Here is a 23,847-nt window from a genome sequence, read left to right as displayed (position 1 = left end):
GATTGCCACATTCAAGACTTTTGTAAAAATTTTGGTATATTTATTATACCACCACTTTTTTTAAAATATTGTCAGAATTGTAGTTAGATTGACAACCTGCTCCAGTCATTTACACGCTTTTCAAGGCTTAACAAAAGTATAATCTTACATTTGTAATTACTCTATCAAATCTTAAACTATGGCAACAATGATTCGTACCTTAATTTTATGTGGCTACCTAGGCAGTACCTATGCTTGGGGTGGATTTTTTCATCTTGATGTTGACAATATTCTAAGTGCGGATAGCATGGGCGGATCTGCAACAACACTTGAGCAAGCCCGTTCAAGCATTCTAGAACACAGGGCTCAATTAAATCTTAGCAGTGATGGGGCGTTACTTTTTCAACAAACCAATACCGACAGGTTCGGCAATCAGCATTTGCGTTTCAAGACCACATACCGTGGCATTGAGGTGGAGAAAATGCAGATTATTGTCCACTTTGACCAAGAGGCTGTTAGTAGCATTAGTGGTTATCAGCAATTATTATCACCTTCGTTTAAAAGTAAAATTGACGCACACCTTAATCAAGAAAAAACCCAATTAACTGCTGACAAAGTATTGGCATTTATTGACCAAAAACAACACAAAGTATTGTCCATCAAGCCCATGATTATACAAACACAACCTTATGTTATTTGGCAAGTGCGATTATCGGTTAACGGCATAGAAACTATTTATCGTGTTAGTGATAGCAATCCACCCAATATTCTATCAAAAATAGAGGACATTAAATACTAATGATAACTTTACCATTACAGCTTAAAGGCATTCGGTGTTTTACTCTACTTAGTGTGTTATTGCTATCTGCTTGTGGTGGTGGCAGTGGTGGTGGTGATAATGCACCCGTTGAAACTGGCTATTTTAGAGACAGTGCAGTTGAAGGACTAAACTACACGACCATAACACAAAGTGGCACAACTGATAAACTCGGCAGTTACCAATATGTAGCAGGAGAGAGGATTACTTTTTCTTTGGGTAATATGGTGTTGGGTAGTGCCATAGCAAGTGAAGCACTTTACCCTCATAATATCGCAACAGATTATGAACATAGTATTAAGATTGCACAATTGTTACAAACCTTGGATAGCAACAACAATTTAGACGATGGCATCGATGTGAGTAAACAATTTAAAGGTGCTGATACTACATTGCCTAATGATGATTTAACGCAAGATTATATTGATAGCCATACTTTTTCAAGTAAAACTTTAGTAACGAAAAATAAGGCTCAAGAGCATTTAGTTCAAACACTCAATAAATATGGTGTTGCCAATGCCCCAGCAACTGTTTATATTAACGGTCATGCCGTAAAAAACACGACTTTAACAGCTGAGATTCAAGACCCCGGTGGTGTGCCGCATAACGGCATCAGTTATCAGTGGTATGCTGATGACAATCTTGTTGATGGGGCAAACAATAAAACATTCCTCCTAACTCAAAATCATATTGACAAAAGAATTAAAGTAAGGGTCATCTTTAAAGATTTAATGGGTGTATCAGAAAACAGGTTTAGCACGCCAACCAATCCAGTTGCTAACGAAATAACTGGTTATTTCAAAGGTAGTGCCGTTAAAGGGTTAAAGTACGCCACTGAAACCTTTACTGGCACAACTGATGAATCTGGCGCTTTTAAATACCAAGCAGGGGAACGCATTAAATTCTATTTGGGTGATTTATATTTGGGTCAATCGTTAGCCGCCGATATATTATATCCAAGTGATATTGCTGCTAGCAACCTAGAGATGGGGAATATAGTGCAATTATTGCAAACCTTAGATGTTGATAGCAACCCAGATAATGGCATTGATGTCTCTAGATTCTTAACCAAAAATACAAAAGAATACCTGCCTTATGGCACTTTACTCCAAATACATATTAATGAATTTGATGCAAGTAAAACATTGGTGAGTAAAGAAAATGCCAAACAGTTTTTAACCGCTCAAATAGAAAATGATAGAGATACAAATGGCTATACAAAAAGCACTTCTCTTGAAAAGGACACTCATTACTTTACTTACGACGCAACAGGGAGGCGAACCTTTGAAATACCAACACTTGCTTGCGCTCAAATTAACTGCTGTCAGGTCAGTGTATTAAAGGATGGAGCAACTGAAGACGAAGCCATTGCAGATCAAAATAGAGTCATTCGTTTTAGCGTACAACAGCAATTCCAGCACGCAGTAACCATTAAAATCCAAGCAATAGGTACACAAGCTTGCTACTATAAACCCCCCATTGCTGGCTCTATTCAAGCACTTGATCAAACGCATAAAACAATAAATGCGCAAGGACAAGGCAACAACAGTTACCCTGCATTAAAAGTTTTAAAATCAAACCAACATTATTACTTAGAAGAGGTTATTTCCAATCCAGGAAGTCCTGATATAAAAATCAAAACAATCAAGTCAATTGGGCTTGCCCCCGCAAGGCATATTAAACACACTGCCACAAAGGTAAAATACTTTGATAAAGACGGGGTTGATGCCCATGCCAATTCAATCAAAGTTTACGATTATTTAAAGAATGTTTTAAACATGAACAGTTATAACGATAAAGGGGGAACTTTATCAGCAACCACTAACTATTTATATCCTCGATTTGACATGCTCTCTTGTGGCAAAAGAAGCGATGCTGGATCGTGGTTTAATGCTTTTTCTGGTGGCAATAGGATTTTTTACACGCCTGCCAAACCAGAGTACGGCTATGAGGCAAGTTTTGCTTCCGTTATTAATGTTGCCGCACACGAATGGGGACATTCAGTTACCAATAGTTTCTCCAAATTAGCCTATTCTCGTGAATCGGGAGCGCTCAACGAAGCATTTTCAGACTGGCTTGGCATTGCTATCAAGCAACATTATTCAACTGGTGTAAAAAGTTGGACGATAGGTTTGAATAACCACCCCCCTCTTCGTTCAATAAAAAACCCGTCTTCTATAAGCAGAGGTTATTCGTCCCATCAAACATATAAAATTCTAAAAGCAGGTAAGGTTTACCAGCCAACCTTAGCCGAAATCATACCTTATCCAGATACTTATAAAGGCGAAAACTGGCACATAGTAGACGAGAATATATGCGTTCAGCCATCGTCATGTGGAAATGATTATTGTGGTGTGCATTACAACAGTTCTGTTGCCAATAAAATGTTTTACCTATTGTCAGTCGGCGGTACTCATAACGGCATTACTGTTACGGGTATAGGCATTAATAATGCAATGAAAGTCGCCCTAGATGCCAATAAGAATCAATGGACTAGAGTTACCACATTTCATGATGCCAAAGCAGGCATGATTACCAGTGCTGGAAATGATGTGATCAATGGCATTAATGTTGCAGAACAAGTTAAATTGGCATGGGAAGCAATTAATGTACTTGATTCAAACAAGTCTGGTAATTAAGTCCTTAGTGGATATAAGCAATCTGCTGTTCATCAACTTGAGGCCTCTGTATTAGACATGGGTGTTAATAAAAAGCAAATTTTATTCATTGACCAATGAGTGGAAATGGGCCTTTGGTTGATATTTGTGCCTAATGCAGGGGCTCAGAGAAGGAACGGTTACAAACCGTTCCTTACGGTTGGGCTTGCTTTTCTAAGGGACTACTGTCAAGTAAGGATTATTTATACTTGTTGCAAAGGTCTCAAATGTTATCAGCCTTGCTTATAATTGATAATTGAATAAGACTTTATCTTTAACATTGGCACTATTTAACAAGGATTGCATCTCTTTATTGTTGGCTTTAATGTCACCTTCAATCTTAAGTTGATTGCTGAGACTTAGCGTTACATTTAGATTGGCTTTAATTTGAGCTTTTTTCTCAGTAAAGACACCGTTTAATTGCTGATCTTTGCTGTCAATACGCAGTTGGTAATCCCCCAGTTGTTCACCCAATACATTAAGATTTTTCACTTGCAAAAGCCCTTGTAATAAGTCTGGACGAGCAGCCAAATTGCCTGCATCCCAGTCAATATTAAGCTCATCAATTTGCACTTCAAACGAGGAAACATTAAAAACATTATCAGGCAATAATTTAAAATTTTTCAGCGCTATACTGGATAAAGTGCCGGCAACTTCACTAAGTTGCAATTGTTTGAATACATCAACGCTAAGGTTAAAAACAAGCGCATACTGCGCCTCTTGCTCAATCTGTATTTGCCAACCTAATTTTGCTTGCAACAACGCCAATGGGGAAAAATCCCAATCAATCTTGCCCAATTTAGGGCTGTTTGCGTGTCCTTGCCAAATGCTACCTTCTACAGTAGTAAAGTTTAAATAAGGAGATTGTGACTGGATAGACGAGACAAATAAACTTGCAGGTAAACTGCTAATCAGAAAAAAAGCCAAAGACATTAAGAACAATAAAATATATTTTTTCATAAGAAACCTTGGTGTAAATGTAGATATGGACAATGAGCAAAATTTAATTTTTGCCAAATTAACAATTTTCGCCAGCCCTGTCTTGATGAAACCAAGACTGAGTTTGAAAAATTGCCAAGCAACTGAAAAGTGGATTTTTGATGACTATTCATAGTTATACAAAAGGTCTTCATGGATATGAAAAAATCAATTTTGCATCAACTATGCCGTTATCGACATACTTAATATCTGCACCAATGACGATAATGCCGTGCTTATTTTTGAGTGCACTCAATCCATTCAATATTTTAAAAAACTGTATTTTTGACCCACTCAACACAATGTGCTTATTTTTATCAATGTGCATCTTTTTGCCCTTGAATGTACGATAAGTTTTGCGAATAATCTTTTTAGCCTTTGCCGTAGATAAGGCAGGGAAAATCACGGAACTTTGTAAGGTTGTCAACGAATGCGACAAGGCACGCTCTCTGGTGAGTTCTTGATTCAGCGTACTGTTTTTACTATTAAGAAAAACAATGCTTAGTATAAATAATACAAACAACAATGCAACAACGCCCAAAACCAAAAAATTTGCCTTCTTTTTATTAGATAAGTTATGCCAGTTCATGGTTTTAATGTGAGAGTTTGTTGGTTAAATTTAAGGTGCTTAATGACTGCGTCAGGCTTATTTTTTAACTTAAGTTCAGTTAATAAATCACGACTTGATCGGGTCTTACTGCTATTCGCCTGATTTACTTTTTGTTTAATTTGCACAGGCAAGTCAACAATACGCTTAACTTCAGGAAACAGTTTTTTAAAGGTACTTTGGTTAGCGCTGCGTTGCATTTGAACCTTCTCAGACAAATAATAATTGTCCATAATCAGATGGACTGGCAACAACACAGCCAAGAGTAAAATAATCACAATACCAACACGCCATTGTCGTAGCGATTTTTCCCAATTCTTCAGCCAATCCACTTCTAGTAAATTAATTTGACTGTTCTTAATATCCAGCGTTGCATTAATTAGTTGATATTGATCTATTGGCGACTCGTCAAATATGACTTTGTCCATTCTGCCACCTAAGAACTCGCCAAAACGAAACAATATGCCTCTTTCGTCTTCTTGGTAATGCATTTTTTCTTTGTCATTAGGTAACAACATAAAATCAATGACACAACGCTCAACGCCCAATTGTGCGTGCTCAATTTTTTCTTGAAGTTCGCTCATAACCTGCTTGCCCATTACAATCACTTCGTAATAATGGGTGTTTGCTGTTTTTCGCACAAAGAAATCTAAGTTTTCAATGTCATCCAATAAGGTATCTTCCAACAAAAAAGGAATGGCTTTTTTTGCCTTAGCAAGGTTCATCTTAGGCAATTCCACTTGATGTGTCGACACCAAATCCGAATCAATCGCAATCAGATAGCGTTCATTAGACGATAATTCGTCAAACACACTAGATTCATTGTAGTAAATAATATTCATTAAGACGCTATTTTAAAGACTTTTGTGTAAATATGGATAATTAGCAAAATTCATTTTCTGCCAACTTAATAAATTCCTTAAACCTTGCTCCAACAAGGCTAAAACTGTATTTAAAAAATGACCAAACGAATGGAAAGTGGATTTTTGATGGTTCATATTGATGTATTAATGTCTCTTTTAAAGTTTTGTATTATTATAAAGGGAATAAGGGTCCTTGTATAAATAAAAACAACCAGTTTGGCGATTAAATATTATAAGGCCATTTGCATAAAAGTGATTGACAAAATTCAACGGTTGCCAACCTAGCCATTTCCTTAAACTCTGCCCTAGCAAAGTTAAAAAAATGCCAAGTGGGGGAGAAGTGGATTCTTGATGATTATTCATATTTATGCAAAGGCCTCTTATACAAGGGTCTTACTCTACTAGAAGCCTTGTATTAGACATAAACGCCCAACAAAAGGGTCTCTATTAATTTACATCTGCTACTTTTTAACGGACAAAAAAATAGCACTCAAAAAGAGTGCTATTTAAAAATGGCGGAGCGGACGGGATTCGAACCCGCGACGTCCTGCGTGACAGGCAGGCACTCTAACCAACTGAGCTACCGCTCCATTTTTTGGTGGGCGCTACAAGACTTGAACTTGTGACCCTCGCCTTGTAAGGGCGATGCTCTACCAACTGAGCTAAGCGCCCAAAAAACATACTCAATACTTAATTAAGCACCGAGGTATTATACTTAATAAAAAAATTAATTTACTGCTTCTTTCAATGTTTTTCCTGCTTTAAACGCTGGAACTTTAGATGCTTTGATTTGAATCGTTGCGCCCGTTTGTGGATTACGACCTGTGCGTGCTGCACGGTCTCTTACTAGAAAATTACCAAAACCTGTAATAGCAACATTGTCACCTTTTGACAATGAATTTGTAATTGCGTCTGTTACTGCATTTAATGCACGACCTGCGTCTGCTTTAGAAAGGTCTGCTGTTGATGCAATGGCATCAATTAAGTCTGATTTATTCATTTTCTTACTTCTCCTTGTTGTGTGAATTATTGTTTAAAATTAAAAACTTTGAAAAATAGGATTATCCAGTAAAAATGCTTGCTGTCAATAGATTTTAGAAAAAAATCTATTATTTTTGTAATTGCTCAATTAATGGCAATATTTGTTGCTGCCAAATGCTTGGTGTAATGTCGCCAATACGCTTAAATCGGATAACACCTTTTTTGTCAACCACAAAGGTCTCAGGTGTGGCATACACACCTAATTCCAAGCCCAGCTTACCCCGATCATCAAATACGATGAAATCGAACGGATTGCCAAGTGTGCGTAAAAAACGCTCACCCTCTTTTTTGCTGTCTTTATAGTTAATACCGACCATTTGTACACTGCTGGTTTGGGCAATATTGTTCAACATTTTATGTTCTGCTCTACAAGTAACGCACCAAGAAGCCCACACATTAACCAACGATACTTTGTTTTTTAGGCGACTTGGTAGTGTAAATTTATCACCCGTTTGAAAATCTTCAACTTCAAGACTTGGGAAGGTTTTGCCGATTAAAGGTGAAGGGATTTTTTTCGTATCTCGCCCTAAACCGTTATATAAAAACCATGCCAAAACAACAAAAATTGTCAAAGGTAAGAATTTATTCATGATTACTCCTTCGCTTTTTCTAAAGCATCAGAAACTTCGGGAGGCATATAATTTTCATCGTGCTTTGCCAATACTTCTGTTGCTATAAATACCTTGCCCACCAAAGAGCCCATGGCAATAATACCCTGCCCCTCTCTAAATAAGTCGGGCAAAATACCTGTGTATTGGATGGTAAATTTGTTTTTATTGTCGGTAACATCAAAGGTAGATTTTAAATCTTCCCGCTTAAAACTACCCACAGTAACCAAACCACCCAAGCGGAAACTTTTGCCAATCGGCGCCTTGCCTTCTGCCACTTCAGTGGGTGAATAAAAGTAATTGGCATTATTCCCCAATGCTTGAAATAAAAGCGTTACCGCCAATACTGCACCGGCAACTAATATTGCCACAAGCACCATTCTGTTTTGCCTTTTAGTCATTGTCATTTCTCCCTCTAATGTATTTAATGCGTAATTGTGTAATAACGCGTGTACGATTTACCTTGGCGCTGATAAATAAAAACGCCACCATGGCAAAAGTGAGCAAATACGACACCCATATATAAGTTGTGTATTTATCAAATAGTAAAAAATCCATCATTCTTTGCCCTCTATTAAGGTTCTTACCCAGCGTGAATTTTGCTCTCTTACCAATACCTCATCTCGGGCACGCATTAACATCAATGCGCCATATAAAAACTTAAAGGCAAAACTGATTAACATCAGCGAAATAAACATATCGATTTGCATAGAAACCTTTGTTACACCGATAGATGAGCCTTGATGCAGGCTATTCCACCATTCAACTGAATAATAAATAATAGGAATGTTGACCAAGCCCACAATCGCCAAAATAGCAGATGCCTTAGAGGCTGTTTTCGGATTGTCAAAGGCATTATTAAGCGACATATAAGCCAAATATAAGAACAACAAAATAAGTTCAGAAGTTAGACGCGCATCCCACACCCACCAAGTCCCCCACATGGGTTTGCCCCAAATACTGCCTGTGATTAATGCCAAAAGCGTAAATAATGCACCAATTGGTGCCGATACTTTGGCAACTATATGTGCTAATTTAATTTGCCAAATGAGGCCAATGGCACCTGAAATTGCCATCACCATATAAATAAATAAACTCATCCAAGCAGCAGGCACATGCACATACATGATGCGGACGCTATCGCCTTGTTGATAATCAGCGGGAGAAACCACTAAGCCCCAATACAGCCCTGCCAAGGACAGGGCAACAAAAGGAATCATAAACCAAGGGATAATTTTAGCACTGGTTTGATAAAAATTTTGTGGTGAAGCAAATGCTTGAATCCATTTCCACATACTGATGATTCCAAAATTAAGATTGAATTGGTTATTTTAACGATTTTTGTGCAACATTGTTACGCAAATAAGTTGGCAACGGCAACTCGGCACCAATCTCAGTGTTTTTGGCTAAAAACAAAGCGATTAAATTCTCAGATTTTGGATAAAAATTTGCCACAAAATTATCAATCCCTGTGCGTGCTGCAAGTACCTCCGCATAAGCACCCCAACCCGTGCCTACCCCCATAAAATCAACACCCAGCACATCAACCAAATCAGGCTTTTCCAAACGCTCAACACTTAACACCCCTTCTTGATATATCCCCCAATAGACCTCATTCATACGCGCATCAAGGGCAATGGCAAGTTTATCAATTTTGTATTTTTGCACAGCACCAAAGCCAACCACTTCAAGGGTAGAAAACCCCACAGTGGGAATATTGTGCGCCAAAGACATTCCTTGCACCACGCTCACACACATACGCACACCTGTAAATGCACCGGGGCCTTTGGTGTAAACAATCACATCCAAATCTGCACTTGTTATATTGGCTTCGGCAAACACTTCATCGCACAACGGTAAAATTAAACTGGAACTTTTTGCCACATCTTGCACAAAGCGTGAAACCATCTCACCTTGTGTATAAAGACTCACAGAACAAACTTCGGTGCAAGTGTCAATTGCCAGTATGTTTTGCATATTTTGTGTATTTTGTGTATTTTGCATTGTGCCATTTTATCGTTTTTTTATACTTATAATACAGTTGTAACACTAAATTTCTGCGCCTTAGTAAGCGCCTCGGGTGTTTGGTTGGATGATAATAACTTGGCCCCTTTATCAATGCCACCAAAGTTGCTAAGTGTTTCAGGGGTAAATCCTCAAGCTTTGCATTAAAATAAAACTGCGCCGCACGCTGAAATCCATGCACTTCATAATACCCATGTTGCCCCAAATACACACTGTTCATATAGCGATTCAAAATCATCTCTTTGTCAAATGTAGCCTCCAACAACAATGCCATTAACGCTTCATTAAGTTTTCTAGTCAGGGTTTTTTTACGCGTGAGCAATGAATTTTTAATCAATTGTTGGGTAATGGTACTGGCACCCCTCATGGGCTTATCATGCAAATAATAATCACGCACCACTCTGGTGATTTCTCTAAAATCCACCCCATTATGCTGAAAAAATGACTGGTCTTCTACTATTAACAACATATTAATAAGCGCCTGCGGCTGTTGTGCCAGCAATAAGGTGGAATTTTTTGCATCTAACGGCTTAGAAAATTCATCTTTAACCACGCCATGCAGATGATTAAGATAAGCAGAAAAAACAACAACAATAAGCAACATTAACCATAAAATTAAGCGCTTTAACCACTTCACAACATATTACCCCGCTGTGCCAAACTCTCAAAACGCCCACCGTTGCCTACAATAATATGGTCTAGCACACGCACATCAATCAACGCCAATGCGTCTTTAATTTTGTGAGTAATATTAATATCAGATTGTGATGGCGTTGGATCGCCTGACGGATGATTGTGTGCCAAAATCACAGCCGCTGCATTGTTATGCAACACGGCTTTAACCACTTCTCGTGGATGCACACTGGCTTTATTTAGCGTGCCAGTAAATAATTCCACCAATTCAATCAAATGATTTTTTTGATCCAACAACAACATCGCAAAAGTCTCCCGATGTGAATTGCCAATATGCAAGTGCAAATAACTGGCAATTTGCTCTGGTCGAGTAAAAGTATCACCCTTGTTCATACCCGACTCAAAATACCGTTTTGCCATCGCCATCACCCCACGCAAATTGGCATATTTTGCTGGCCCCAAGCCCTTACCTTTGCAAAATTCCTCCTCATTTGCATTTAACAAATTATGCAAAGAGCCAAATTGATCAAGCAAATCTTGCGCCAATACCACCGCACTTTTACCCTTAATACCGGTGCGTAAAAATATAGCCAACAACTCTGCATCGCTCAAACTGTCCTCGCCAAATTTAATCATTTTTTCTCTGGGTCTGTCGTTTTCGTGCCAGTTTTTTATTGTCATAATTGCTTTTTCATTAATAAGAAATCTTCACATAAAGATAAATAATCACTCATTTACGCCACCTTTGCTTGGTATAAATATTTTTGAAAATCAACAAACAAAGGGACAATGTCTTCTATCTCGCCTAATACCTCTTTAGCATCCTCCAGCGACTGGTATTTTATTGTTAACAAAGTTGATAATTGACTCCGCTTAAGTTCTTCAACGCCGCTTTCAATATACTTACTCAAAACAAATTCTATAAATTCTTGCTGGACTTCGTTCAAAGAAAACAGTATTTTTGCCCTTGCCTCAGACACCCTTTCTTGTCGGGTCATCAGTTGAAAATCGCTATTAAATACATATTCAAGCACATCGAATAAATCGCTATTTTCCGCATTAATAAGTTTTTTCAAACTGTTTAATTGTTGTTTACCAAAACCCGCAACCTCTAATTTTTGCAGCAAATCCTGTCTGGTGCTTGGATGCCCCCATATCTCCCGCAATTCCTCTTCATCTTTGAAAAAATTAGGCAATTCACCAAACAAATTTTGCAAAAATTCTGTTGCTGAAATCAACTCACCACCCGCACCCCAAAACGAAGTTGTGAGCATATACTGAATTTCTCTTGCTTTGCCATCAGCCAATTCTATTTTCACTTTTTTAATGCAAACACAAGGGCTTTGTTCACAACCCTCACAAGTTCCCTTAACGCACACACAAGGAGATTGTCCACATTTTTTACAAGACTTCGATGGCATTTTTTCACAAACACAAGGACATTCTCCACAGCCATAACACGCTTCTGGCTCAATCGGGTCACCATCCCACTCAGGGTCTAAGAAATTTTGATAAGCATCCACAAAGTCATAAATGGTAAAAAAGTCTTTGCCCTCAAAAAGTCGTGTGCCACGCCCAATGATTTGTTTAAATTCAATCATTTGCCCCACTTCTCGCATCAACACAATGTTACGAATATTACGGGCATCCACCCCCGTTGAGAGTTTTTGCGAAGTGGTTAGAATGGTGGGAATAGTTTTTTCATTGTCTTGAAATTCACGCAAAAATTGCTCCCCAAGCTCCCCATCATTTGCCGTAACTCGCACACAATAATTCACATCAACACTGTTTTTATACTGGTTAATCAAATCCCTAACCATCGATGCATGCGCTTGAGAGGCACAAAAAACAATGGTTTTTTCATTCTGATTAACTTCGTCCATAAAAATCTGCACCCGTTTAAATTCACGCGCTTTAATCTCTATGTTTTTGTTAAAGTCTTTTTCTTCATAAAGTTTGCTAGTCTCAACATTGCCTTCCAGTATTTCATCCTCATTGATATAAATATAATCATCCAAGGTTGTCTTAATACGCTTGACTTTAAACGGGGTCAAAAAACCATCATTCACCCCTTCTTTCAGAGAATAAACATAAACAGGCTCACCAAAATATTCATAAGTATCCACATTGTCTTGGCGTTTTGGCGTCGCCGTCAAACCCAACTGCACCGCAGGAGAAAAATAGGCCAAAATCCCACGCCAACTACTTTCATTATTGGCCCCGCCCCTGTGGCACTCGTCAATAATAATTAAATCAAAAAAGTCTTGTGCATATTGATGGTAATAAGCAGTTTTGTCGTCAAATTCTGCCTCATCTCGCTCCTCATCTTCTGGCAATTCAGCCGTATTGTCATTTGCCATTAACGATTGAAAAATGGTAAAAAAGACACTGCCATTGGTTGGCACCTTACCCCTTTTCTTAATTTCTTTTGGCTTAATACGCACCATCGCATCCTCATTAAAGGCTGAAAATGCATTAAACGCCTGATCGGCTAAAATATTACGGTCTGCCAAAAACAAGATTCGCGGCTGCCTTTGCCCATCTTTGCTTAAATTCCAACGCGTATGAAACAATTTCCAAGCAATTTGAAACGCAATCGCTGTTTTGCCCGTACCTGTCGCCAGAGTTAGCAAAATACGCATTTGATTTTTTGCAATCGCCTCAAGCGTCTTGTTCACCGCAATTTCCTGATAATACCTCGGCTTCCAAGTGCCCGATTTATCCTCAAAAGGCACCTTTGAAAACGCATCTAAGCATTTATCTTGCTCACCATAAACAGCTCTCCAAAGTTCATCAGGCGTGGGAAAACCAGCAACAAACCGCTCCTCACCAGTGTTCATATTGATTTGATAAATTTCTTTACCATTAGCAGCATAAGTGTAATTTAAATTTAATTTTTGCGCATACAATTTAGCCTGTGCCACCCCCTCGCCCACCGCCAAATCAGCACTTTTAGCCTCAACAACCGCCAGTTTAAACCCTTGATAAGCCAAAATATAATCCGCAATAAGCGGATTTTTACGCCCACCACCAATCTGAATCCTACCCTCAGTAATTTTACAAACATCTCGCTCACGCAATACCTTCGACCCCTCTACAACACCCCAGCCACTCGCCTTTAGTTGTGGGTCTATTAACTCCGCCCTCGTTTCTGCTTCATTCATCATTATTTTAAGTGTTTATTTTCATTAAGTTATTTACCTTATTTATTCACAGTCAAGAACCAGTCAAGAAACTAAAATTACAATAAGTGTTTGATTTATATAGTTTTATTTAACTATCCTAACACCTATAAGTTGCAACAGTCAAGAACCAGTCAAGAAACTAAAATTACAATAAGCGTTTGATTTATATAGTTTTATTTAACTATCCTAACACCTATAAGTTGCAACAGTCAAGAACCAGTCAAGAAAAAAACAGCCCACTGATTTTTCTTATTATTTTGCCAATACCTAACGGCTATTTTTCCCTAATTTTTTACCCAAATCCAACAAATTATCCGCATTCATCACACTTCTGCCCAATTCCTTTTCGGTGTCTTTTCTAGCATTACCTGCCACTGTACCACCTCGTTTGGCAACTTTTTTGTTTTTTACCAAAGTATCTGGCTTTTCCGCTTTGGATATTTCAGTGGTTACTCGCTCACCCAACATTGTAAAAATCAACTCTAAATCATCCATATTATCACGCAAATTGGCCTTTGATTTTACCGGCAAATTTTTAAACGCTTTGTATTCACTTGGCGTCATTCCAAAAGTCGCCTTGGAAATTTCAGCCGTTAAAATCGCATAATCTCGCTGCTCGCTAATGCCCCTTTCCTGCCATTCATCCGTAAGATTCTGACGAATCGCAATGCCCCGTAGTCGCTTATCAATCCAATCTTTTGGATAACCTTTTTGCTCATAAAGCGCTTTCATTCGCACTTGAGCAAGTTCTGGATTTTCTATTTCGTCCAATCGCTCTTTGCCAACTTGTGCCAACCATTGTTTAAAGGGCTCGGCTTTTTTAGAGGGGATGGATTGGATTAAACGCAGAATATCTTTAGTATCAGCAACATCGGTTAGCCTCATTTTTCCATCAGCAGAAGACATTTTCAACTGGTTACAATTTGTAACCGTTTCATTGCCTTCTTTTAAAAGCCGATGTTTTAAAACCTTCCAATAATTTCTTGCACCCTGATAATCCTTTTGTTCAGTTAGTATTTCCACAATATCAATAATTGAAAAATACCATTTTTCTGCTGCCTCGTCCCAGTGGCTTCTTATTTTTTGGTCTTGGAATAATTGTAATTTATGTAGATTTTTCATTTTTTCATGATTTTTTTTGTGACATTAAAGTCATTATATTTCCAGTACATTCTCAGGCCCAAACCACTCTTTTGCTTTTGTTAACGCTATACCACTAGGTTGATGATAAAATACAATCAAATTCTTTTTTGCTCTGGAGCAGCACACATAAAACATTTTGTTTGTTCGCTCGACTATAGACTCCTTTCTAGCAGTTTCTTCAAAAAAGTGTTTAAAATTGTATAGATTCCACTTGCCATTATCTAAGATTACAAAAACATTATTAAATTCAGCCCCTTTAATTCCATGTTGCGTAGAGTAGGGGGTTTTCTTTTCTTCAAATTTATAAAGATTGGTTATTTCAGTAAACGGCAAACTCTTAACTCTATCGTACACATATTGATTTTCATTAATAAAATTAGTAAAATTATCATCTTTTTTCACAATGTTCATGCTATCTGCAAGATTAACAATAGTTTCTATCGTTTCATTTTTTTGATTAACTATGGTATCTATTGCACTTTTTAACTCTTTTTTGTCGTTAATTGATAAAATTTTATAATCTACTTTTCTTGTAAACTCATTAACCTGTTTTGTTTCGTATAAATCAATTCTTTCCTGTATTTTTTTGAGATGAATGCATAATTTGTCAGAATTATTACCTATAAGTTGGTCTGTATTTAAACGAATTCTTGATAATTCCTCAAAAAAAATAGATTTAGTTTGATTAAATAGCTCCCCATTCTCGGAAATAAATCCTTGAAAAGCCAGTGTTTCTTTGGCGATGTCCATATTTAAAACTTCTTCAAATGTCTTACTTTTAATGTCATCTAATGAACTGCCTTCCTCTGATTTTTTTTTAATTTTTTTTACTTGTTTAATAATTTCATCATTGTTATAAATTTGAAATATTTTACCAAAACCAGCCTTATCTGCTATTAAATTATGTGTCAGATACAACTCTTTTGTTTCATTGACATCATTAAAATCCCAATGCTCAAACAGCGGGTTGATTTTTATGCTTTCAAAATCAATATCTTCAGCATTTGAATAAATGAATTTTGCACTACCACTCAAATCTATATCTATCTCATCACCTCTTCTTTTTCGTGTTTGTTGAATATCGTCAGTTCTAATTTTGTTAAGAAGATCAATAACTGTTTCAGAGCATCGCCAATTGTCATTCTTTTTTATTTCAAAAACTAAGCCATCTTTAATATACTGCTTTAAGTCGCCTATTCTATTCGAATATATTGACTGCATAGAATCGCCAAAAAAACCAATAATATTTTTTTTATCATTTGACTTTGGTAAATACTTTAGGAAAATGTCAATAACTTGTTCTTCGGTATCTTGATATTCATCAATAAGAATATATCCGTATTTATCCTTTAAAACATCACATAATAACGGATATGTTTTAAACATATAATTTGATATTTTAAAAATATCATCATGTGACAATATGCCATTATCTATTTTTCTATAGTCTTTATAATTTATTTCTTTGTCCTGTAAATATTCAATAGATATATCTTTTTCTCCAGTATATTTAATGCCTGATTTTTCCACTTCTTTTTCCATTATAACTAAATCAACAAGAGATTTTTTTAAATCATTTTGATAATTTTTTATTGATTTCCATAAAAAATCATGAATTGTAAATACCTCTAATTTCTCATGTTTTGCCCTATGTTTAATCTCATTTGCTGCAATATTAGTAAAGGTAATACAAGCGATAGTTGATGAAGAGTCTATCTCATATATTAAATCTATGACTTTCATTAAAGAATAGGTTTTGCCGCTTCCTGCACCACCACTTATAAGAAAATTATTGCCTATTTTAATTTGAGATTTGATTTTATTAATTATTTCGCTAGCCACACTAACCCCTCTTTTATATACTCAGGCACACACCATTCTTTATAACTTTCGCTACTGTAATAAAGAATATCCATTGCAAAAAGAGTTTTTTTATCAATGCAATTATCTGCAATTTCATAAAAATTAGGGGGTGTCGATGTTATTTTTATTATATTTTTCAAACTTTTAAAATTCTTCTTATTGTTTTCAATAAAGTTAATATTAATAGAAATAAAAGAATCTTCAAAACTACGGGCATGGTAATTATTCTGCTTTATTTGGTAGGCAATACAAAGCAATCCATCTCCATTCTTCTCCCACAAAGACCCAGTTTTTGATAATATTTTTGATGTGTGCTCTAATTTTTGTAAGGCATCCCACCCCTTATCTTTTAAAAAATACTTTATAGAAGCGTTGCTTGTATTTTTTCCATCATCAACAACACATTTTTTTTTACTTGAATCAACTGAATCAATATCGGTTATTATTAAAGTTTTAATTCCAAGAAAGTTTAAAAATTTATCAAAAACATGAGAGTAGGCACCAACTTCTACAACTGAAATATTTTGAGACAACAAAGGAATATACCCTTCATCTTCTTTTTTTTCTTCATCAATTTTTTTCATCATAGCAGGCAATAAAATTCTTTCTGTGTCCCCCTCAATAAAAATAATCTTTTCAGCAAAAAACAACTCTGCTCTGTAAAGCGTAAGATGTTGTTTTAAAAAATTAAAATTCATTCTTTCGCGATCTTCAGAATTTTCTTCGTTTTCCAAATTAGATAAATTTTTACAGGTAACTTGGTTATCCATTTTTTTGAAATACTTAATGTCATTAAACTCACTTTGAGATGCAATATGAGAAGAGTGAGTGCTAATAATAGTTTGTAAATTATTTAATTCCTCCTTTCCTTCGGCTAATAAGTTTTTAATATTTTTAATAAAAACATATTGCATTTGAGGGTGGGTATGTGCCTCTGGTTCTTCAATAAACAATAAATTTATATCGGCTTGCCCCCCTTGATTTACATCATTCTTTTTAAAGGAATCAAATATTAAATGAAGTTTAAATACCATGGCGAATAAATTCATATACCCTAAACCGTTATAATCTTCTGGTAATTCCATATCCCCCTGCTTATACACAACAGAAGTATTATCTTTTAAGATATTCATCTCTTCAAGATTTGATTTTATTAAAACTTCTGAATCGTTAACACTGAATTTTCTTATGTCACCAACTACTTTTTCAAATATTGCTTTATAAGTTTTATTTAACTTGCCATCTGTTCTAATTAATTCACTTTGTAAATCTGAAACAGTAGTTGGATTTGACTTGTTTGAATGACTATAAAATTGATACGAAAGTCTTGAAAGAGTTTTATTGCTTGTAAATCCTCCTCTTTCTCCATTTGATACATCTCTTTTGGCATTGATAGTTTCAAGTGAAATAATTTTTGACAATTGCTCATCTTTTATTTCTTTTTCATTTTCTTCCTTGTTATGTTCAACAACTGTTTTTTTGATTGAAAAATATTGTTTGTGATTTTTACCAAGAAAGTCTATTGCAGATTTATCTTTGAATTCATTTTTAAATTTCTTGTAGTCACCTTTTAACCTTGAATAGCTCTCATATTCCAATACATAACTAAACGATAGAACAAGATAGTTTTCTTCGGGATCTAAATTAAGAATAAAATCAGATATGTTTTTCAAATTATCTGATTCAAAATATTCAATATAAAATTTAAGGTTAATTTCTAAATTATTGTAATTTTCTTTTGTTATATCTTCATCTAATATACCTTTAATTTCTTGCTGGAATTCAAGATTAAAATCATGTAAAGTAAAATGGTTTGTCTTACTTGAGAAAAATAGCTCCAAAAGTGAAAGCAAAGATGTTTTTCCAGTGTTATTTTTGCCAATTATTAAAGACAGGTTGTCTTCAAGGTCAATACTAAAATCTTTCAACAATCTAAAATTAAGTATTTCGATTTTTTTAATTTGCATATTGCTCCCTTGTTTCCATAATTATAATTCTCCTTCAAATGCTTTTTGTAAGATTGATTTTCTAAGCGCTATTAAACTTTCATTTTTTTGTTGGTAAATCTTCTCTAGTTTTTTAATTTCAAATTGCAATTGATCTAACTTTTGAATAATTTGTTTTTGTTGTTTTACCAAGGGGCAGTAAAACGAATAATTAAAAAGATGTTTTCTATTTACTTTTGGCATTCCTGCTCTTTGGGATCCTTCAATTGCATATTTTGTAAAATGACTTGAGAGCAATAAGTAGTATAAGAATGATTGTACCAATTTACCTTTAATTGGCGTTAATGGATAAATATCTGCACTACACAACCCCTTAAATTCACATTTTACAATTTTCATTAAATACGGTCGTATTTTACTATACAAAACCATTGAGTCATCAAACAAGAATTTTCCAGAAATAAGAGCCTCCTCTTTTGCTGTTTTTAAATCAATCAGCATTCCCTTTTCTGAAACAATATTTCCTGCTCCAATGTGAATAAAATCCTGATATTTTAATTCTTTTGGATCAATTAACTTGGACTCTATTTTACAAATATCCCCTAAAAGTTTTTCCTCCCAATCGTCACTTTTGTTTTTAAAAACATTATCCAAATAACTTTCAAATAATTCTTTGGCGTTTTGTAAATTGGTTTTGGCGATGGCTTCTGCTTTGGCTATTTCGGCAAAGGCTTTATCAAGAATGGCGACTATGCGTTTTTGTTCGGGGAATAATGGGATTGGGATTGGGATTTTTCTTATATCAGATAATTTCAAAGAAGGGTAAGCAATATTTTGCATTAAATCCTTTGCATCAATCATAATTAAGTAGAACCAAACATATCTATCTTTAATCCTTTTATTGGGTTTTATGGTTGCTAAATGGCTTGATACATAGCCATCAATATCCATTATTACCCTATGATTTAGAAATGTAGATGCCCCGCTTTTTGGGAAAAGTATTGTTCCTGCTTTATGTAACTTTAATTTTAGAATTCCCTCTTCACTCAATAAATCATTACTCGAATTTATATGTCCTTTTTTTATTTTTCCAACATCAGAAGTTCTAATAAAAAAATACTTTCCATTTTTAAATAACTCTTTATTTTGAGGTGCAGAATTCCCTGCACCGACTAAAGATATTTCCCCCAGTTTCTTAACCTCCCACCCTTTCGGCAATTTCAAACCCCCACTACTCATTATCATCACCCCGATAAAAAACCTCTCCCATTCTATCAATATGATCTAACAGACTGGGATTGTTGATAGTTTCAAATAATTGTATATCGCACAAATAAGGAAAATCACTTTCTATAATATCGTCAATTAAATCCTCGACTTGATGGGCGTTAAGATGGGTGGCTTTTAAAACCAAATCTATATCGCTATATTTTGTGTAGGTGCCTTTAACCCTTGATCCGTAAACAATTACCAATCCTGTTTTAAGGTGTTTTTTAAAAATACTTTGTAGTATTTGCGCTTGAGTTGTGTTTAGTCCAAACATCATTCGTTTAAATCTTGTGTCATAAAGTCTATATAAAGTTCTTCTAGGTGGAAATAATAGGTGTCTTGTAGTGCTTTCAAAACTTTGTTAAAGTTGTCAAAGTTATAGGTATGGCTCATTAGATTTCTATCGTTTACCATTGCTATCCATACTTTTATATTGTTAATGTATTTACTGTTATACGCCAGTTTTAAGATGAATTTTGGGCTGATTTTGTCTATCATAATACCGTCTTCTTGCATTTTATCTTTGAGCGTTCTCCATGCCAGTTCAAAGGTGAATTTAAATCGTCTGATAAGTCCTTCTTTTTCTAGGTCGGATAAAGTTAAGATGTCTTCGTTTTCTTCAATGACAATGCGCAATAGTGCGAATGCTTTTGAATAATTTTGAAATCTTTGTTTCCATCTAATGTCTTTATTTTCGCTCATAACTATTCTTTAATTGTTTGTAAAAAACTTTTAACTCTATATTTTTTTAGAGTGTCAGTTGCCCAAGTTCTAAATTGTACTCCTCTTATGCTTTTCACACGATAACCAACTGCTAAAACCATTTCTAAAGCGTAGAAAGCGACCTTATATTTTTTGCCATCAGAGGCAGTTGTCAAGTAATCCTTGACAACTGATTTTTGTTGTAACTCATTGTATTTTAATGTATTTGCAATATGAAGGCTGATATTTTGCTTAGAGGTGTTAAAAAGTTCTGCCAGTTGATTTTGGTTCATCCAAACGACACCATCTTTGGCGTAAAGTGCAACAGAAGCTTTGCCATCAGCCGTGTTATAAATAATAATGTCTTGTTGTTTGTTCATATTAAATCCTTGATTGTTTCCAAAATCAATTGGCTTTCTTCATCCAATTTAGCCATACTTTCTAAAATCTCGCTTGGCTCTCTAAGGGGTGCTTCTTCGGGAGTATTGGGGTTTTTTGCGGATAAATCTAATGTATTTTGATCAAGGTCGGCGGTGTTTAGTGTCCAAGAGTTTTCGCTGCTGGCTTGGGTTTTTTGGAGGGTGATAAATTCGGCTAAATCTTGTTCGTTGAGTGGGTTGGTTTTGCCTAGGTTTCTGTCTAAATTGAGTTGGTAGAACCAAGTTTTTTGTGTGGCTTTGCCTTTTTCGAAAAACAAGACGACGGTTTTAACGCCAGCGCCTGTGAAGGTGCCGCCGGGTAAATCGAGGACGGTGTGTAAATTGCAGCAGGTTAATAATTCTTTGCGCAGGGCGATGGAGGCGTTGTCGGTATTGCTTAAGAAGGTGTTTTTAATGACCACGCCTGCTTTGCCGCCTGCTTTTAAAATTTTGATGAAGTGTTGTAAGAATAAACTGGCGGTTTCGCCTGTTTTAATTGGGAAGTTTTGTTGCACTTCGTTGCGTTCTTTGCCGCCAAAAGGGGGATTGGCTAAAATAACTTGGTAGCGGTCTTTTTCTTGGATGTCTGCTAGATTTTCGGCGAGGGTGTTGCTGTGAATGATATTGGGGGCTTCTACGCCATGCAAAATCATATTCATAATGCCGATAATGTAGGCGAGGGATTTTTTTTCTTTGCCGTAAAAGGTGTTTTTTTGCAAAATGTCGGTTTGACTGGCAGACAGGTCTTTGGTGTTTAGATAATCAAAGGCTTCTACCAAAAAACCTGCTGAACCTACGGCGCCGTCATAAATAGTATCGCCAATGACGGGGGCGACCACTTTGATGATGGTTTTGATCAGGGGGCGAGGGGTGTAATATTCGCCGCCATTGCGCCCAGCGTTGCCCATATTTTTGATTTTGCCTTCATATAGATGACTCATCTCGTGTTTTTCTTTGTGGGTTCTAAAGCGTAATTCGTTGACTAAATTAACCACTTCGCGTAAATTGTAGCCGCTTTGAATGCGGTTTTTTAATTCGCTAAAAATCTCACCAATTTTATATTCAATGGTGTTGGCATTTATGGCGTTGCCTTTAAATTTTTTAAAATAAGGAAACAGTTCGTTGTTGACAAAATTTACTAGGTCATCACCTGTTTTTGCGTTGTGATCAATTTTGTCGTTTGCTAATTTAGGGGCAGCCCACTGGTGCCATTGAAATTTTTCCTCAATAATTTGCTGATAAGTAGTGCCTGAGAGTTTTGCGGCGGTGTGCTTGTCTTTTTCTAAATCGTCTAAATATTTTAAGAATAAAATCCACGAAGTTTGCTCCACATAATCTAATTCACTGCCGCAACCGCTATCCTTGTGCAAGATGTCGTCTATATTTTTAAAAGTTTGTTCAAACATAAGGTTTATTGTAGTGCCAATGGGAAAGCAAGCATTATATCAATAACATAAAAACAAAATACTCTAATTATGAAACCTTTATGGAGACCTTTGCATAAATGTGGGTGATTAACAAAATTCAATTTTTGCCAACTTGATGATTGTCTTAAACCTTGTTCTAATAGGACTAAGGCTGGCTTTAAAAAATTGCCAATTTAGTAAAAAGTAGATTGTTGACGATAATTCATATTTGCACAAAAGTCTCATATATAAACAACCCTCTCAAAGCACAAACCCAACCGTAGGGAACGGTTTATAACCGTTCCTCCCCCTACCAAAACAAGGTTTAAAGAAACCACCAATTAGACTAACACACACCCCTAGAAGAATAAAAGCAAGGCAAAAATTGAATACTGTCAATCCTCCATGATTTATACAAAAGTCTCAATATAAAAATATAAAACAGGGTATAATCCGCTTTCCCTTGCTTGACCGAGTGCTGACTTGGCAGGCTATTTTTTTTAATAACCATAAGGAGAAAACACTCATGAGACACTATGAGATTACACTAATTGTGCATCCCGACCAATCTTCACAAGTTGGCACGATGTTGGACAAATACAAAGAAATGATTACTTCTGACGGTGGCAGCGTCCACCGTGAAGAAGACTGGGGTCGTAAACACCTCGCTTATCCAATCAAGAAAATTTATAAAGCGCATTACTTAATGTTTAACATTGAATGTAATCAAGAAACACTTGATAAATTAAATTATAACTTCCGTTTTAACGATGCTGTTTTAAGAAATTTAATCATTTCTAAAAAAGCGGCAATTACTGAGCCTTCAGTTATGATGACTGCCAAAGACTCAGACGAGAACAAAAACAAGCGATAGGAGATTATTATGGCTAAGCAACAAAAGAGAAAACGCAGACCTCAAATTAAAATCAACACTTTTTGTCGTTTTACGGCAGCAGGCGTTAAAGAAATTGACTACAAAGAAGTAGATGTGTTACTAAAGAACATTGACGAAGGTGGCAAAATCACCCCGTCAAGAATGACCGGTACCAGTGCTAAGTTTCAGCGTCAATTAACGACTGCAATTAAGCGTGCTAGATTTCTAGCATTGATTCCTTACACTGATAAACATAAAAAATAGGAGTTAACCATGCAAGTAATTTTATTAGAAACAATTGGTAAATTAGGTGGCTTAGGTGACATTGCTAATGTTAAATCTGGCTATGCACGCAACTTCTTAATCCCTCAAGGCAAAGCCAAGCCAGCAACGGCGGCTAATATGGCTGAATTTGAAACAATTAAGGCTGGCTTAGAAGCGAAAGAAATGGCCACTGTTAAAATGGCAACAGAAAAAGCAGAAGCAATGGCGGGTGTGGTTTGCATGCTCAAAGCCAATGCCAGTGAAGAAGGCAAGTTATTCGGCTCTATTACCACAGCAGATATTGTGGCAAACTTGGCTGAGTTAGGTCACGAAGTTGAAAAACGCAACATTAACTTATCTGAAGCCATTCATCATATTGGTGAATACGATATTAGCATTACGCTACACACCAATATCGACATTGACATTAAGATTGTTGTTGAAGCCTCGGAAGATGAGCAGTAAAAAAACAGTGGTTCGTTATCTTTTAAAAATTTAAGGTAACGAGCTCAAGTTAAGTTAAAATAAAAACCCTCTTATTGAGGGTTTTTTTTATTTCAAGAGAAAT

Annotated in this window: 27 protein-coding genes and 2 tRNA genes; 5 read left to right on the top strand and 24 right to left on the bottom strand. The window is 36.0% G+C overall.

Going from position 1 to position 23,847, the window contains the following annotated elements:
* The first annotated feature begins 178 nt into the window (after nt 1-178).
* Nucleotides 179-778, top strand: coding sequence for a hypothetical protein (locus MS2017_RS03730; RefSeq protein WP_122951302.1), 600 nt, complete (start codon nt 179-181; stop codon nt 776-778).
* Nucleotides 778-3,435 carry a M4 family metallopeptidase gene (locus MS2017_RS03725; protein ID WP_122951301.1) on the top strand — a complete coding sequence of 886 codons (2,658 nt, stop codon included), beginning with the start codon at nt 778-780 and terminating at the stop codon, nt 3,433-3,435. The genes MS2017_RS03730 and MS2017_RS03725 overlap by 1 nt, the downstream gene beginning before the upstream one ends.
* Nucleotides 3,436-3,696: 261 nt before the next feature.
* Here the strand turns inward: MS2017_RS03725 and gspN are convergent, their stop codons facing one another.
* The 24 genes from gspN to MS2017_RS03610 form a co-directional block, all read right to left on the bottom strand.
* Nucleotides 3,697-4,413: a type II secretion system protein N gene (gspN, locus tag MS2017_RS03720; protein ID WP_071565099.1), complete on the bottom strand. Its 717-nt coding sequence runs from the start codon at nt 4,411-4,413 to the stop codon at nt 3,697-3,699.
* Nucleotides 4,410-4,565: a hypothetical protein gene (locus tag MS2017_RS11145; RefSeq protein ID WP_158009445.1), complete on the bottom strand. Its 156-nt coding sequence runs from the start codon at nt 4,563-4,565 to the stop codon at nt 4,410-4,412. The genes gspN and MS2017_RS11145 overlap by 4 nt, the downstream gene beginning before the upstream one ends.
* A 17-nt stretch (nt 4,566-4,582) precedes the next feature.
* Nucleotides 4,583-5,020: a type II secretion system protein GspM gene (locus tag MS2017_RS03715; protein ID WP_122951300.1), complete on the bottom strand. Its 438-nt coding sequence runs from the start codon at nt 5,018-5,020 to the stop codon at nt 4,583-4,585.
* A complete protein-coding gene (gene gspL / locus MS2017_RS03710; protein ID WP_071565097.1) occupies nt 5,017-5,880 on the bottom strand; it encodes a type II secretion system protein GspL in 864 nt (287 codons plus the stop codon). The genes MS2017_RS03715 and gspL overlap by 4 nt, the downstream gene beginning before the upstream one ends.
* Nucleotides 5,881-6,057: 177 nt before the next feature.
* Complete coding sequence (locus MS2017_RS03705; RefSeq protein WP_122951299.1) at nt 6,058-6,264, bottom strand: hypothetical protein; 207 nt, start codon at nt 6,262-6,264, stop codon at nt 6,058-6,060.
* A 150-nt stretch (nt 6,265-6,414) separates the two neighbouring features.
* A tRNA-Asp gene (locus tag MS2017_RS03700) sits at nt 6,415-6,491 on the bottom strand.
* A gap of 6 nt (nt 6,492-6,497) precedes the next feature.
* Nucleotides 6,498-6,573, bottom strand: a tRNA-Val gene (locus MS2017_RS03695).
* Nucleotides 6,574-6,628: 55 nt separating this feature from the next.
* Nucleotides 6,629-6,928: an HU family DNA-binding protein gene (locus MS2017_RS03690; RefSeq protein WP_420481216.1), complete on the bottom strand. Its 300-nt coding sequence runs from the start codon at nt 6,926-6,928 to the stop codon at nt 6,629-6,631.
* 82 nt (nt 6,929-7,010) lie between these two features.
* Nucleotides 7,011-7,532: a DsbE family thiol:disulfide interchange protein gene (locus MS2017_RS03685; RefSeq protein WP_122951298.1), complete on the bottom strand. Its 522-nt coding sequence runs from the start codon at nt 7,530-7,532 to the stop codon at nt 7,011-7,013.
* 2 nt (nt 7,533-7,534) lie between these two features.
* Entirely contained in the window at nt 7,535-7,951 is a 417-nt protein-coding gene (gene ccmE, locus MS2017_RS03680; protein ID WP_122951297.1) for a cytochrome c maturation protein CcmE, read from the bottom strand.
* Nucleotides 7,944-8,111 (bottom strand): heme exporter protein CcmD, encoded by a 168-nt coding sequence (gene ccmD, locus MS2017_RS03675; RefSeq protein ID WP_071565092.1) that lies wholly within the window; start codon nt 8,109-8,111, stop codon nt 7,944-7,946. Before ccmD ends, ccmE begins: the two co-directional genes overlap by 8 nt.
* Nucleotides 8,108-8,845, bottom strand: coding sequence for a heme ABC transporter permease (locus tag MS2017_RS03670; protein ID WP_071565091.1), 738 nt, complete (start codon nt 8,843-8,845; stop codon nt 8,108-8,110). Before MS2017_RS03670 ends, ccmD begins: the two co-directional genes overlap by 4 nt.
* A 31-nt stretch (nt 8,846-8,876) precedes the next feature.
* Nucleotides 8,877-9,554 (bottom strand): tRNA (adenosine(37)-N6)-threonylcarbamoyltransferase complex dimerization subunit type 1 TsaB, encoded by a 678-nt coding sequence (gene tsaB / locus MS2017_RS03665; RefSeq protein WP_241156958.1) that lies wholly within the window; start codon nt 9,552-9,554, stop codon nt 8,877-8,879.
* Nucleotides 9,505-10,212 (bottom strand): biosynthetic peptidoglycan transglycosylase, encoded by a 708-nt coding sequence (locus MS2017_RS03660; RefSeq protein WP_237731913.1) that lies wholly within the window; start codon nt 10,210-10,212, stop codon nt 9,505-9,507. The genes tsaB and MS2017_RS03660 overlap by 50 nt, the downstream gene beginning before the upstream one ends.
* A complete protein-coding gene (radC, locus tag MS2017_RS03655) occupies nt 10,209-10,889 on the bottom strand; it encodes a RadC family protein (protein WP_071565088.1) in 681 nt (226 codons plus the stop codon). Before radC ends, MS2017_RS03660 begins: the two co-directional genes overlap by 4 nt.
* 53 nt (nt 10,890-10,942) lie before the next feature.
* The gene (gene hsdR, locus MS2017_RS03650) at nt 10,943-13,372 is read right to left on the bottom strand and encodes an EcoAI/FtnUII family type I restriction enzme subunit R (RefSeq protein ID WP_122951296.1); all 2,430 of its coding nucleotides are present in this window, start codon (nt 13,370-13,372) and stop codon (nt 10,943-10,945) included.
* Between the two features lie 288 nt (nt 13,373-13,660).
* Complete coding sequence (locus tag MS2017_RS03645) at nt 13,661-14,515, bottom strand: BRO family protein (protein WP_122951295.1); 855 nt, start codon at nt 14,513-14,515, stop codon at nt 13,661-13,663.
* A gap of 33 nt (nt 14,516-14,548) precedes the next feature.
* Nucleotides 14,549-16,378: an ATP-dependent helicase gene (locus MS2017_RS03640; RefSeq protein ID WP_122951294.1), complete on the bottom strand. Its 1,830-nt coding sequence runs from the start codon at nt 16,376-16,378 to the stop codon at nt 14,549-14,551.
* A complete protein-coding gene (locus tag MS2017_RS03635) occupies nt 16,363-18,366 on the bottom strand; it encodes an ATP-dependent nuclease (RefSeq protein WP_122951293.1) in 2,004 nt (667 codons plus the stop codon). Before MS2017_RS03635 ends, MS2017_RS03640 begins: the two co-directional genes overlap by 16 nt.
* 21 nt (nt 18,367-18,387) lie before the next feature.
* Nucleotides 18,388-19,584, bottom strand: coding sequence for a restriction endonuclease subunit S (locus MS2017_RS03630; protein WP_122952218.1), 1,197 nt, complete (start codon nt 19,582-19,584; stop codon nt 18,388-18,390).
* Nucleotides 19,577-19,891 (bottom strand): nucleotidyltransferase domain-containing protein, encoded by a 315-nt coding sequence (locus tag MS2017_RS03625; protein WP_122951292.1) that lies wholly within the window; start codon nt 19,889-19,891, stop codon nt 19,577-19,579. The genes MS2017_RS03630 and MS2017_RS03625 overlap by 8 nt, the downstream gene beginning before the upstream one ends.
* A complete protein-coding gene (locus MS2017_RS03620) occupies nt 19,888-20,316 on the bottom strand; it encodes an HI0074 family nucleotidyltransferase substrate-binding subunit (RefSeq protein ID WP_122951291.1) in 429 nt (142 codons plus the stop codon). Before MS2017_RS03620 ends, MS2017_RS03625 begins: the two co-directional genes overlap by 4 nt.
* Before the next feature lie 2 nt (nt 20,317-20,318).
* Nucleotides 20,319-20,696, bottom strand: a complete 378-nt coding sequence (locus MS2017_RS03615) for a RhuM family protein (RefSeq protein ID WP_122951290.1) — start codon at nt 20,694-20,696, stop codon at nt 20,319-20,321.
* Nucleotides 20,693-22,141, bottom strand: a complete 1,449-nt coding sequence (locus MS2017_RS03610; protein WP_122951289.1) for a class I SAM-dependent DNA methyltransferase — start codon at nt 22,139-22,141, stop codon at nt 20,693-20,695. The genes MS2017_RS03615 and MS2017_RS03610 overlap by 4 nt, the downstream gene beginning before the upstream one ends.
* A gap of 526 nt (nt 22,142-22,667) precedes the next feature.
* Between MS2017_RS03610 and rpsF the strand changes: the two genes are divergently transcribed.
* Genes rpsF through rplI form a run of 3 tightly spaced genes read left to right on the top strand, consistent with a single transcriptional unit; the run spans nt 22,668 to nt 23,744 of the window.
* Entirely contained in the window at nt 22,668-23,015 is a 348-nt protein-coding gene (gene rpsF / locus MS2017_RS03605) for a 30S ribosomal protein S6 (protein ID WP_071565109.1), read from the top strand.
* Between the two features lie 9 nt (nt 23,016-23,024).
* Nucleotides 23,025-23,279, top strand: a complete 255-nt coding sequence (gene rpsR, locus MS2017_RS03600; protein ID WP_071565110.1) for a 30S ribosomal protein S18 — start codon at nt 23,025-23,027, stop codon at nt 23,277-23,279.
* Nucleotides 23,280-23,288: 9 nt separating this feature from the next.
* On the top strand, nt 23,289-23,744 hold the full coding sequence (rplI, locus tag MS2017_RS03595) for a 50S ribosomal protein L9 (RefSeq protein WP_071565111.1): 456 nt from the start codon (nt 23,289-23,291) through the stop codon (nt 23,742-23,744).
* Nucleotides 23,745-23,847: the final 103 nt, after the last annotated feature.

Source organism: Bathymodiolus thermophilus thioautotrophic gill symbiont (assembly GCF_003711265.1).
Taxonomy (GTDB): domain Bacteria; phylum Pseudomonadota; class Gammaproteobacteria; order PS1; family Pseudothioglobaceae; genus Thiodubiliella.
Note: the sequence above shows the minus strand (reverse complement) of the source record. Positions and strands in the feature narration are given on the sequence as shown.